This is a genomic window from Paucibacter hankyongi, assembly GCF_037482915.1.
Lineage (GTDB): Bacteria > Pseudomonadota > Gammaproteobacteria > Burkholderiales > Burkholderiaceae_C > Paucibacter_A > Paucibacter_A hankyongi.
Genome location: NZ_JBBHJX010000030.1, coordinates 1 through 13,084 on the forward strand (window position 1 = coordinate 1; position 13,084 = coordinate 13,084).

The following is a 13,084-nucleotide window of genomic DNA, read 5'->3' on the forward strand; positions in this document are numbered from 1 at the left end:
CGGTTCGATCAAGCCGCACACCCACTTCACCGCTGAGGTGTATGTGCTGTCCAAGGAAGAAGGCGGTCGTCACACGCCGTTCTTCAACAACTACCGTCCTCAGTTCTACTTCCGTACGACTGACGTGACCGGTGCTGTTGAGCTGCCGAAGGACAAAGAAATGGTCATGCCTGGCGACAACGTCGGCATCACCGTGAAGCTGATCGCTCCGATCGCTATGGAACAAGGTCTGCGTTTCGCTATCCGCGAAGGCGGCCGTACCGTCGGTTCGGGCGTTGTTGCTACGATCATCGAGTAATTGATATTTAACGCCACAGGGGCGTAGCTCAATTGGCAGAGCGTCGGTCTCCAAAACCGAAGGTCGGGGGTTCGAGACCCTCCGCCCCTGCCAGTAGCCGCTGATCACGGTTGCTGGGACAAGGCAAGAAAGCAATCGGCCCGCGGGAGTTCATCCCGGCGGGCTTTGCTGCTGATGGGTGCGGTCAAATAGCCGCCGAAAATACTGAATGCCCGCGCTGATGGCCGGGCATGGAAAAGAATCAATGTCCAATTCTCAAGTTGAAACGGTAACAACCAGCGCAGACAAGGCGAAGTTGGCTGGCGCGGTCGTGCTGTTGGCTGCAGGCTTGGTGGCGTACTACGCGCTGGCCAAGCAGGGTCCAATCGCTCAGTGGGCAGCTTTGCTCGTCTTGCTGGCGGCGGCCGTGGGCGCGTTTTTCACCTCTGAAGCGGGTAAGTCCTTGATCGCTTACGGGCGAGATTCGGTCCGTGAAGTGCGCAAGGTCGTTTGGCCTACGCACAAAGAGGCCCGCCAAATGACCGGTTATGTGTTTGCCTTCGTGGTGGTCATGGCGCTGTTTCTGTGGTTGACCGATAAGACGCTGGAATGGGTCTTGTACGACCTGGTCTTGGGCTGGAAGCGCTGATCGCTTTGTGCTGTTCGCGTTTTAGAAGCGTTGAAGGATTGCAATGACTGAAGAATTGGCAAATGTCGTGACCGAAGCTGCTGTGGCCGCCCCGGTGGGACTTCCGAAGCGCTGGTACGTTGTGCATGCCTACTCGGGCATGGAGAAGGCGGTCGAGCGCAATCTGCGTGAGCGCATTGACCGCGCCGGCATGCAGGACAAATTCGGTCGCATCTTGGTGCCGACCGAAGAAGTGGTTGAGTTGAAGAACGGCAAGAAGGCCGTGACCGAGCGCCGTTTCTTCCCGGGTTATGTGCTGGTTGAAATGGTCATGGAAGATGACACTTGGCACTTGGTCAAGCACACCTCCAAGGTGACAGGCTTTGTGGGTGGCGCGAAAAATCGCCCGGCTCCGATTTCGGAAGCCGAAGTGATGAAGATCGTCAACCAGATGCAAGAAGGCATCGAGAAGCCGCGGCCTAAGGTCGAGTGGATGGTTGGCGAGATCGTGCGTGTCAAGGAAGGTCCGTTCACGGATTTCAATGGCGCGATCGAGGTGGTCAACTACGACAAGTCCAAGGTCAGCGTTTCCGTCACGATTTTCGGTCGTGCTACGCCGGTGGAGTTGGACTTCGCGCAGGTTGAAAAGGTCTAAGGACTTGAGTATTTAGACCTTTCGCCGGAGATCCGCAGGATCGAAGGCGAAAGGTTTTGGGTTTGGTAACTGCCCCAAAGTTGCCCGTAGTCAGTTCACGACGAGATGTGAACAAGAGGAGCAAGGGTACGAGGTGTAAGCCTCCAGCCCCTTGCGCTAGCACTCAAGGGCGATGGCGAGGCCGCCGTTGTTCTGTAAGGAGAAATTATGGCCAAGAAAATTGTCGGCTTTATCAAGCTGCAAGTAGCGGCAGGTAAGGCTAACCCCTCGCCTCCAGTCGGTCCAGCGCTGGGTCAGCGCGGCCTGAACATCATGGAATTCTGCAAGGCGTTCAACGCGCAAACGCAGGGTCATGAGCCGGGCATGAAGCTGCCGGTGGTGATTACCGCCTACGCAGACAAGAGCTTCACCTTCGTCATCAAGTCGGCCCCTGCGACCGCCCTGATCAAGAAGTTGGCCAAGATCGACAAGGGTTCTTCCAAGGCTCATCTGGAAAAGGTCGGCAAGCTGACTCGCGCCCAGTTGGAAGAAATCGCCAAGATCAAGACCAAGGACCTGACTGCTGCCGATATGGACGCAGCGGTTCGTACGATTGCTGGTTCCGCTCGCTCGATGGGCGTGCTGGTGGAGGGTGTCTGAGATGGCAAAGCTGACTAAACGCCAAAAGGCCTTGCAAGGCAAGGTCGAGACCACCAAGCTGTACTCGCTGACCGAAGCGCTGAACCTGGTGAAGAGCCTGGCCACCGCCAAGTTCGACGAGTCCATCGACGTTGCTGTGCAACTGGGCGTGGATTCCAAGAAGTCTGACCAAGTCGTTCGCGGCGCGGTTGTCATGCCTCACGGCATCGGCAAGACCAAGCGCGTGGCTGTGTTCGCCCAAGGTGCCAAGGCTGAAGAAGCCAAGGCCGCCGGTGCTGACATCGTCGGTATGGAAGACTTGGCTGAGCGCATCAAGGCTGGCGACATGCCTTTCGATGTGGTCATCGCTTCGCCTGACACCATGCGTATCGTCGGTACCCTGGGTCAAGTGCTGGGTCCTCGCGGCCTGATGCCTAACCCCAAGGTCGGCACCGTGACGCCTGACGTCGCGACCGCTGTCAAGAACGCCAAGGCTGGTCAGGTCCAGTTCCGCGTTGACAAGGGCGGCATCATTCACGGCACCCTCGGCCGTCGCTCGTTCGACACCGACAAGCTGGAAGGCAACCTGCGCGCGCTGATCGAAGCCTTGAACAAGGCCAAGCCAGCCAGCAGCAAGGGTGTTTACCTGCGCAAGGTGGCTGTGTCCTCCACCATGGGCGTTGGCGCCCGTGTTGAAGTGGCCAGCATCAACGCTCAAGCTTCCGCTTAATTGCGAAAAGTTTGCGCAGCGCGAGTCTGGCGCTGTGCTTAAAGATTGGTGGGGCGAATGGGGCTTAGGTCCTGTTCGCGTCATCCAAGACCGCTGGCGTGAATGCTCTCGGGCATTTGCTTAATGGAGGGTCGAATTCCGGTTCGACTTGAAGCCAGCGCAGATGGCGGTCCCGCTGAAAAGGATTGATTTGTGTCCCCCTACAAGGTGGGCGCAGGTTGCCTGGACAGAAGGTCGCTGAACCCGGGTGTGTCTAGAGTCGCAAGACAAAGGACACGTTTTTTGTGAGGAGTAGACCTTGAGTCTCAATCGCAACGAGAAAGCAGCCGTCGTTACGGATGTGGCAGCCCAAGCGGCAAAGTCGCAGACCCTGGCGTTGGCCGAATACCGTGGCCTCACCGTTGATCACCTGAACAAGCTGCGCGTCGAAGCGCGTGCCAAGGGTGTGTATCTTCACGTGCTGAAGAACACCCTGGCGCGTCGTGCCGTCGCCGGTACACCGTTCGAGTGCGCTTCGGAGAGCATGGTCGGCCCGCTGATCTATGGCTTTTCTGAAGACGCTGTGGCCGCGGCCAAAGTCATCGCTGACTTTGCCAAGACCAACGACAAACTGATCATCAAAGGCGGCGCCTACGGTGGCAAGGCTCTGGACGTCAATGGCTTGAAGGCCTTGGCTTCGGTGCCCAGCAAGGAAGTCTTGCTGTCGCAACTGTTGGGTCTCATGCAGTCGCCCGTGTCGCGCTTCGCGCGCGTCGTGGCCGCTGTGGCCGAGCAACGTGGTGGTGCAACTGCTCCGGCAGAAGCCGAAGCCGCGCCTGCTGCCTGAACGATCTGCTGTTAAAGCAACCATTAACTGAATCTAGGAGCCAAAAATGGCATTCGATAAAGACGCATTCATCACCGCCCTGGACGCTATGACCGTTCTGGAACTCAATGACCTGGTCAAGGCCATTGAAGAGAAGTTCGGCGTGTCCGCCGCTGCTATGGCCGCTCCCGCCGCTGGCGGCGCTGCTGGTGGCGCAGCTGCTGCTGAAGAGCAGACCGAGTTCAACGTGATCCTGGCTGACGTCGGCGCCAACAAGGTGTCGGTCATTAAGGCTGTTCGCGAAATCACCGGTCTGGGCCTGAAGGAAGCTAAGGACCTGGTTGACGCCGCTCCTAAGGCTGTCAAGGAAGGTGTTGCCAAGGCTGACGCTGAAGCCGCTAAGAAGAAGCTGGAAGAAGCTGGCGCCAAGGTTGACGTCAAGTAATGATCTGGCAAGCTGGCATGCCAGCTTGTTTAGGTTTGACTCGCAAGCGGCTATGCTGCGAAGGTCGCCCCTCCTGACGAGGGCCTAGGGTGATTCAGCGTATAGCAGTTTGAAGAGTTTGAAGGGGTGGCCTCACGGCCTCCCCTTTTAGCGTTTTCAAGGGTTAATCCGCTTGAGGATAGTTGAAAGCTTCGCGCGAGGTATGATGCGCGGTTCTTTCAAGTGTTCTCTGATCCGACTGCAGAGAACCGGTTTGGTCGGACTTCGGTTTCACATGAGCATGTGGCCGGGGTTGTCCGCCAGCGGTTGGTAGTGGCCAACCACCAAGCGCGAGCGCAATGCTCGAGTAGCCAGTCGCCGACGAAGCCCGTCCCACGGCCAGGGGTGGGCTCTCGACACGGAGTGTTTATGGCGCAAGCAACCCCCTATAGCTTTACCGAGCGCAAGCGAATCCGCAAGAGCTTCGGCAAGCGTGAGAGCGTTCTCAACGTTCCCTATTTGCTCACCATGCAGAAAGAGGCTTACGTCGCTTTCCTGCAAAAGGATGTTCCTCCCGCCAAGCGCAAGCCAGAAGGCCTGCAGGCAGCCTTCCTTTCCGCGTTCCCGATTGTTTCGCACAACGGTTTCGTGGAAATGAAATTCCTCGAATTCAATATCGCCAAGCCGCCGTTTGACACTCGCGAGTGCCAACAGCGTGGCTTGACCTATGCGGCCGCCGTGCGCGCGCGCCTGCAGATGATCATCTATGACCGTGAATCGCCCCAGGCGAAGACCGTCAAGGAAATCAAGGAACAAGAGGTCTACATGGGCGAAGTGCCCCTGATGACCGACTACGGTTCCTTCATCGTCAATGGCACCGAGCGTGTCATCGTCTCGCAGCTGCACCGTTCGCCCGGCGTGTTCTTTGAACACGACAAGGGCAAGACCCACTCGTCCGGCAAGCTGCTGTTCTCGGCTCGTATCATTCCTTACCGCGGTTCGTGGTTGGACTTTGAGTTCGACGCCAAGGACATCCTGTTCTTCCGGGTTGACCGTCGTCGCAAGATGCCGGTCACCATCCTGCTCAAAGCCATCGGCCTGAACCCCGAGCAGATCCTGGCCCACTTCTTCGTCTTCGACAACTTCCGTCTGATGGACGTGGGTGCGCAGATGGAATTCGTGGCCGACCGCCTGAAGGGCGAAGTCGCTCGCTTTGACATCACCGACAAGAGCGGTGCCGTCATCGTCGAGAAGGACAAGCGCATCACCGCGCGCCACACCCGCCAGCTGGAGCAATCCGGCACTCAGCACGTCACCGTGCCAGAAGACTTCTTGCTCGGCCGCGTGCTGGCCAAGAACATGGTCGACGGCGACACCGGCGAAATCATCGCCAAGGCCAATGACGAGCTGACCGACGCGCTGCTGAAGAAGCTGCGCGCCGCTGGCATCAAGGACGTGCAGTGCCTGTTCACCAATGAACTGGATGAAGGCGCTTACATCAGCCAGACCCTGGCCACTGACGAAACCGTTGACCAGTTGGCTGCCCGCGTTGCCATCTACCGCATGATGCGCCCCGGCGAGCCGCCGACGGAAGACGCCGTCGAGGCCCTGTTCAACCGCCTGTTCTACAACGCTGACACCTACGATCTTTCGCGCGTGGGCCGGATGAAGTTCAACGCCCGTGCTGGCCGCGACACGCCCGAAGGCGCGATGACGCTGTCCAACGAGGACATCCTGGACGTCGTCAAGATCTTGGTCGAGCTGCGCAATGGCCGCGGCGAAGTCGATGACATCGACCACTTGGGCAATCGTCGCGTGCGTTGCGTGGGCGAACTGGCCGAGAACCAGTATCGCTCGGGTCTGGCTCGTATCGAGAAGGCCGTCAAGGAACGTCTGGGCCAGGCCGAGACCGAAGCCTTGATGCCGCATGATCTGATCAACAGCAAGCCGATCTCGGCTGCACTGAAGGAATTCTTCGGTGCTTCGCAGTTGTCGCAGTTCATGGACCAAACCAACCCGCTGTCGGAAATCACGCACAAGCGTCGTGTTTCCGCCCTCGGCCCTGGCGGTTTGACGCGTGAGCGCGCAGGCTTTGAAGTCCGCGACGTGCACCCGACTCACTACGGTCGTGTCTGCCCAATCGAAACGCCTGAAGGCCCGAACATTGGTCTGATCAACTCCTTGGCTCTGTACGCGCAGCTGAACGAGTACGGCTTCCTGGAAACGCCTTACCGTCGCGTCGTCGACGGCAAGGTGACGACCCAGATCGACTATCTGTCGGCCATCGAAGAAGGCAAGTACGTGATCGCCCAGGCGAACGCGACACTGAGCGCCGAAGGCTCGCTGACCGACGAATTGGTGTCGGCTCGTGAGAACGGCGAATCGGTGCTGACCTCGCCCGAACGTATCCAGTACATGGACGTGGCGCCGACTCAGATCGTGTCCGTTGCGGCCTCGCTGGTGCCATTCCTTGAGCACGATGATGCGAACCGCGCATTGATGGGCGCCAACATGCAGCGTCAAGCTGTGCCAATCCTGCGTCCTGAAAAGGCCATGGTCGGTACCGGTGTTGAGCGTGTGGCGGCCAAGGACTCGGGCACCGTGGTGGCGGCGCGTCGCGGCGGTGTGGTTGACTATGTCGACACCAACCGTATCGTGATTCGCGTTCGCGACGAAGAAACGGTGGCGGGTGAAGTCGGCGTCGACATCTACAACCTGATCAAGTATCAGCGTTCCAACCAGAACACCAATATTCACCAGCGTCCGATCGTGAAGCGCGGTGATCGCGTGGCTGCCGAAGACATCATTGCTGACGGCGCCTCGACCGACATCGGTGAACTGGCTCTGGGCCAGAACATGCTGGTCGCCTTCATGCCTTGGAACGGCTACAACTTCGAAGACTCGATCTTGATCTCGGAGCGTGTGGTTGCTGAAGATCGCTACACCTCGATTCACATCGAAGAGTTGGTGGTCAATGCACGTGACACCAAGCTGGGCAGCGAAGAAATCACCCGCGACATCCCGAACTTGTCCGAGCAACAACTCGGCCGTTTGGACGAGTCGGGCATCGTTTACGTCGGTGCTGAAGTCACCGCCGGCGACGTGCTGGTCGGCAAGGTCACGCCTAAGGGCGAAACCACGCTGACACCGGAAGAGAAGCTCCTGCGCGCCATCTTCGGCGAGAAGGCTTCCGACGTGAAGGACACGTCCCTGCGTGTCGACCAAGGCACCTCGGGTACCGTCATCGACGTGCAAGTCTTCACCCGTGAAGGCATCCAGCGTGACAAGCGCGCTCAGCAAATTATTGATGATGAGCTGAAGCGCTTCCGTCTGGACTTGAACGATCAGCTGCGCATCGTGGAGGCTGACTCCTTCGATCGTATCGAGAAGTTGCTGGTGGGCCGCGTGGCCAATGGTGGTCCGCAGAAGATCGCCAAGGGCACCGTGATTGACAAGGCTTATCTGGCTGGTGTCGAGAAGTTCCACTGGTTCGACATCCGTCCTGCCGAAGACGACATCGCCAACCAGCTGGAAAGCATCAAGAACTCGCTGGAGCAGACTCGCCACAGCTTCGACCTGGCCTTCGAAGAGAAGCGCAAGAAGTTGACGCAAGGCGACGAGTTGCCTGCTGGCGTGCTGAAGATGGTCAAGGTTTACCTGGCCGTTAAGCGTCGCTTGCAGCCTGGTGACAAGATGGCCGGCCGTCACGGTAACAAGGGCGTTGTGTCCAAGATCACCCCGATCGAAGACATGCCTTATATGGCCGACGGCACCACCGCTGACATCGTGTTGAATCCGCTGGGCGTGCCTTCGCGGATGAACGTGGGTCAGGTGCTAGAAGTTCACTTGGGCTGGGCCGGCAAGGGTATCGGTCAGCGCATCGGCGACATGCTGCAGCAAGAAGCCCGTGTGGCCGAACTGCGCAAGTTCTTCGACGAGCTGTACAACCAGTCCGGCGGCAAGAAGGAACACTTGGAAGACCTGAGCGACGATGAAATCGTCGAGATGGCCAAGAACCTGACCAACGGCGTGCCGTTCGCCACTCCGGTGTTCGACGGCGCCAAGGAAGATGAAATCCGCGCCATGCTGAAGCTGGCTTATCCGGACGACATCGCCTTGAAGAAGGGTCTGACCGAGACGCGTACCCAGGCTTACCTGTCTGATGGTCGCACCGGCGAGCGCTTTGAGCGCCCGACCACGGTGGGCTATATGCACGTGCTGAAGCTGCACCACTTGGTGGACGACAAGATGCACGCCCGTTCGACTGGCCCGTACAGCTTGGTCACGCAGCAGCCGCTGGGTGGTAAGGCTCAGTTCGGTGGCCAGCGTTTCGGTGAGATGGAAGTGTGGGCGCTGGAAGCTTACGGCGCCTCTTACATCCTGCAGGAAATGCTGACGGTCAAGTCCGACGACGTGAATGGTCGTACCAAGGTGTACGAGTCCATCGTCAAGGGTGAGCACACGATCGAAGCCGGCATGCCGGAGTCGTTCAATGTGTTGGTCAAGGAAATCCGGTCGCTCGGTATCGATATTGAGTTGGAACGTAACTAAGGAATTGCTGTGACAGAGCGCCGCTGCGGCGGCCGCTTTGTTCCCCGTCATTTTTTAGATTCGTTTCCAACCACAAATTAGGAGAAAGCCATGAAAGGCTTACTGGACCTGTTCAAGCAGTTCACCCCGGATGAACACTTCGACGCCATCAAGATCGGGCTGGCATCGCCCGAGAAGATTCGCTCGTGGTCTTTCGGCGAGGTGAAGAAGCCTGAGACCATCAACTACCGCACCTTCAAGCCCGAGCGTGATGGCCTGTTCTGCGCCAAGATCTTTGGCCCGATCAAGGACTATGAGTGCTTGTGCGGCAAGTACAAGCGCCTGAAGCACCGCGGCGTGATCTGCGAGAAGTGCGGCGTTGAAGTCACCCAAACCAAGGTTCGTCGCGACCGCATGGGTCACATCGACCTGGCCGCGCCTTGCGCTCACATCTGGTTCCTGAAGTCCCTGCCTTCGCGCTTGGGTTTGGTGCTGGACATGACCCTGCGTGACATCGAACGCGTGCTGTACTTTGAAGCGTATGTGATCGTTGACCCCGGCATGACCCCGCTGAAGAAGTTCGCGATCATGACCGAAGACGACTACGATGCGAAGCGCCTGGAATTCGGTGACGAATTCATCGCGCTGATGGGCGCCGAAGGCATCAAGAAGTTGCTGGAAGAGATGGACCTCGACATCGAGATCGATCGCCTGCGCAATGACATGACCGGCTCCGAGCTCAAGGTCAAGAAGAACTCCAAGCGCCTCAAGGTCATGGAAGCCTTCAAGCGTTCGGGCATCAAGCCGAACTGGATGGTGCTGGAAGTGCTGCCCGTGTTGCCGCCGGACCTGCGTCCGCTGGTGCCCCTGGACGGCGGCCGCTTCGCGACCTCCGACTTGAACGATTTGTATCGCCGCGTCATCAACCGCAACAACCGTCTGGCTCGCCTGCTGGAGTTGAAGGCCCCTGAAATCATCGTGCGCAACGAAAAGCGCATGCTGCAGGAAGCCGTGGACTCGTTGCTGGACAACGGCCGTCGCGGCAAGGCCATGACCGGCGCCAACAAGCGCGCTTTGAAGTCCTTGGCCGACATGATCAAGGGCAAGGGCGGTCGTTTCCGTCAGAACTTGCTGGGTAAGCGCGTCGACTACTCGGGCCGTTCGGTCATCGTGGTGGGCCCAACCCTGAAGCTGCATCAGTGCGGTCTGCCCAAGCTGATGGCGCTGGAATTGTTCAAGCCTTTCATCTTCTCGCGCCTCGAAGCCATGGGCATCGCGACGACGATCAAGGCCGCCAAGAAGGAAGTCGAATCCGGCTCCGCCGTGGTGTGGGACATCCTGGAAGAGGTCATCAAGGAGCACCCGGTTCTGCTGAACCGTGCGCCTACGCTGCACCGCTTGGGCATTCAGGCCTTTGAGCCCGTGTTGATCGAAGGCAAGGCCATCCAACTGCACCCGCTCGTCTGCTCGGCCTTCAACGCCGACTTCGACGGTGACCAGATGGCTGTTCACGTGCCGCTGTCGATCGAAGCGCAAATGGAAGCCCGCACCCTGATGCTGGCCTCCAACAACGTGCTGTTCCCGGCCTCCGGCGAACCGTCGATCGTGCCGTCGCAAGACGTGGTGCTGGGCTTGTACTACGCCACCCGCGAGCGCATCAACGGCAAGGGCGAGGGCATGGTCTTCTCCGACATCTCCGAGCTGATCCGTGCGCTGGAAAACGGTGCTGTTGAAATCACCGCCCGCGTCAATGTTCGTATGGTTCAGTACACCAAGGGTGCTGCTGAAGGCGAATGGATCCCTGAGACCAAGCTGGTGAGCACGACTGTCGGTCGCGCCCTGCTGAGCGAAATCTTGCCCAAGGGCCTGCCGTTCTCGAACATCGACAAGGCGCTAAAGAAGAAAGAAATCTCGCGCCTGATCAACACTTCGTTCCGCAAGTGCGGTCTGAAGGAGACCGTGGTGTTGGCTGACAAGCTGCTCCAAAGCGGCTTCCGTCTGGCCACGCGCGCCGGTATCTCGATCGCTGTGGACGACATGTTGGTGCCGCCAGAGAAGCAAAAGCTGATCGAGCGCGCCGAGAAGGAAGTCAAGGAAATCGAGCAGCAGTACATCTCTGGTCTGGTGACAGCCGGCGAGCGCTACAACAAGGTGGTGGATATCTGGGGCAAGACCGGCGACGAAGTCGGCAAGGTCATGATGAGCCAACTGTCCAAGCAAAAGACCACCGATCGTCACGGTGCACAAGTGGATCAAGAGTCCTTCAACTCGATCTACATGATGGCCGACTCGGGCGCTCGCGGTTCTGCGGCTCAGATTCGTCAGTTGGCTGGTATGCGGGGCCTGATGGCCAAGCCGGATGGCTCGATCATCGAGACGCCAATTACGGCGAACTTCCGCGAAGGCCTGAACGTGTTGCAGTATTTCATCTCCACCCACGGTGCTCGTAAGGGTCTGGCGGATACGGCCTTGAAGACTGCGAACTCGGGTTACCTGACTCGTCGTCTGGTGGACGTGACGCAAGACTTGGTGGTGATCGAAGACGATTGCGGTACCGATAACGGTATGGCGATGCGCGCTCTGGTCGAAGGTGGTGAAGTGATCGAATCGCTGCGCGACCGCGTGTTGGGTCGTGTCACGGCCATCGACGTGCTGCACCCTGAGACCCAAGCCGTCGTCTTGCCTGCGCTGAGCATGCTGGACGAAGACACCCTCGACATGCTGGAAACGCATGGCGTGGACGAAATCAAGGTCCGCACGCCGCTGACTTGCGCCACACGCTACGGCTTGTGCGCCCATTGCTATGGCCGCGACCTGGGTCGTGGAGGCTTGGTCAACATCGGTGAAGCGGTCGGCGTGATCGCCGCTCAGTCGATCGGTGAGCCGGGTACACAGCTGACCATGCGTACCTTCCACATCGGTGGTGCGGCTTCGCGTGCAGCGGTGGCTTCGAGCGTGGATGCCAAGTCCGAAGGTTTGATCGGCTTCAACGCCACGATGCGTTACGTGACCAACGGCAAGGGCGAGTTGGTGGTGATTTCGCGTTCCGGCGAAATCATCATTGCTGACCCGCACGGCCGTGAGCGTGAGCGTCACAAGGTGCCTTACGGTGCCGTGTTGAGCATCCGTGCAGACCAGGCTGTCAAGGCTGGCACCATCCTCGCCAACTGGGATCCGCTGACCCGTCCGATCATTACCGAATTCGCCGGTCAGGCGAAGTTCGAGAATGTGGAAGAAGGCGTCACTGTGGCCAAGCAGGTCGACGAAGTCACCGGCTTGTCGACCCTGGTGGTGATCGACGCTAAGCGTCGTGGCGCCGCCAAGGTGGTGCGTCCGCAGGTCAAGCTGCTGGACGTCAATGGCAACGAAGTCAAGATCCCTGGTACCGACCACTCGGTGACCATCGGCTTCCCGGTCGGCGCGCTGATTCAAGTGCGTGACGGCCAGGACCTGGCTCCGGGCGAAGTGCTGGCGCGTATCCCGATGGAAGGCCAGAAGACTCGAGACATTACCGGCGGTCTGCCGCGCGTGGCCGAGTTGTTCGAAGCCCGTTCACCGAAGGATGTCGGCGTCTTGGCCGAGATCACCGGTACGGTGTCGTTCGGTAAGGAGACCAAGGGCAAGAACCGCCTGGAAATCACCGACCCCGATGGCAAGAAGCACGAAGAGCTGGTGCCCAAGGAAAAGAACATCTTGGTGCACGAAGGCCAGGTGGTCAACCGCGGTGAACTGATTGTGGACGGCGCTGCCGACCCGCAAGACATCTTGCGTCTGCTGGGCATGGAAGAGCTGGCTCGCTACATCGTCGATGAAGTGCAGGACGTGTATCGCTTGCAAGGCGTGAAGATCAACGACAAACACATCGAGGTGATCGTTCGCCAGATGCTGCGTCGTGTTCAGATCGTCAACCCGGGCGATTCCAAGTACATCATCAACGAGCAGGTCGAGCGTTCGGAGCTGCTGGACACCAATGACCGCCTGCGCAAGGAAGGCAAGCTGATTGCCACCCATGTGGACGTGCTGATGGGTATCACCAAGGCTTCGCTGTCGACCGACTCCTTCATCTCTGCGGCTTCCTTCCAGGAAACCACCCGCGTGCTGACCGAGGCTGCCATCATGGGCAAGCGCGACGAGCTGCGCGGCTTGAAGGAAAACGTCATCGTCGGCCGTTTGATTCCTGCTGGTACTGGTATGGCTTTCCACCGTGCCCGTTACGCCAAGGAAAAGATGGACGACGCCGAGCGTCGCGCCATTGCTCAGCAAGAAGCCGAGGAATTGGCTTCTGCGCAAATGGCGCATGTGGATGCAGGTGCCGAAGGATCGGCAGAGTAAGGTCCAAGGAGCGGTGCTCAGCACCGTTCTTCCATCCGACCTCTTTCGCCAAAAGGCCGCCCTCGGGCGGCCTTTTTTATTTCGC

Annotated in this window: 9 protein-coding genes and 1 tRNA gene; all 10 read left to right on the forward strand. The window is 58.9% G+C overall.

The features are described from left to right. Window positions 1-298 (forward strand): EF-Tu C-terminal domain-related protein (locus WG899_RS22110; protein ID WP_506546871.1); only part of this gene is annotated, 298 nt, incomplete at its 5' end. Between the two features lie 17 nt (window positions 299-315). Next, window positions 316-391, forward strand: a tRNA-Trp gene (locus WG899_RS22115). 151 nt (window positions 392-542) lie between these two features. After that, window positions 543-926, forward strand: coding sequence for a preprotein translocase subunit SecE (gene secE / locus WG899_RS22120; RefSeq protein ID WP_339597808.1), 384 nt, complete (start codon window positions 543-545; stop codon window positions 924-926). Window positions 927-969: 43 nt separating this feature from the next. Further along, window positions 970-1,560, forward strand: a complete 591-nt coding sequence (gene nusG, locus WG899_RS22125) for a transcription termination/antitermination protein NusG (protein WP_339597809.1) — start codon at window positions 970-972, stop codon at window positions 1,558-1,560. A 207-nt stretch (window positions 1,561-1,767) separates the two neighbouring features. After that, window positions 1,768-2,199: a 50S ribosomal protein L11 gene (gene rplK / locus WG899_RS22130; protein ID WP_263539061.1), complete on the forward strand. Its 432-nt coding sequence runs from the start codon at window positions 1,768-1,770 to the stop codon at window positions 2,197-2,199. Between the two features lies 1 nt (window position 2,200). Then, on the forward strand, window positions 2,201-2,908 hold the full coding sequence (gene rplA / locus WG899_RS22135; RefSeq protein WP_263539062.1) for a 50S ribosomal protein L1: 708 nt from the start codon (window positions 2,201-2,203) through the stop codon (window positions 2,906-2,908). Between the two features lie 298 nt (window positions 2,909-3,206). After that, window positions 3,207-3,734 carry a 50S ribosomal protein L10 gene (rplJ, locus tag WG899_RS22140; RefSeq protein ID WP_339597810.1) on the forward strand — a complete coding sequence of 176 codons (528 nt, stop codon included), beginning with the start codon at window positions 3,207-3,209 and terminating at the stop codon, window positions 3,732-3,734. A gap of 46 nt (window positions 3,735-3,780) precedes the next feature. Beyond that, entirely contained in the window at window positions 3,781-4,158 is a 378-nt protein-coding gene (gene rplL / locus WG899_RS22145; protein ID WP_263539064.1) for a 50S ribosomal protein L7/L12, read from the forward strand. Window positions 4,159-4,566: 408 nt separating this feature from the next. Next, on the forward strand, window positions 4,567-8,688 hold the full coding sequence (gene rpoB, locus WG899_RS22150) for a DNA-directed RNA polymerase subunit beta (protein ID WP_339597811.1): 4,122 nt from the start codon (window positions 4,567-4,569) through the stop codon (window positions 8,686-8,688). A gap of 90 nt (window positions 8,689-8,778) precedes the next feature. After that, on the forward strand, window positions 8,779-12,999 hold the full coding sequence (gene rpoC, locus WG899_RS22155) for a DNA-directed RNA polymerase subunit beta' (protein WP_339597812.1): 4,221 nt from the start codon (window positions 8,779-8,781) through the stop codon (window positions 12,997-12,999). Window positions 13,000-13,084 lie beyond the last annotated feature (85 nt).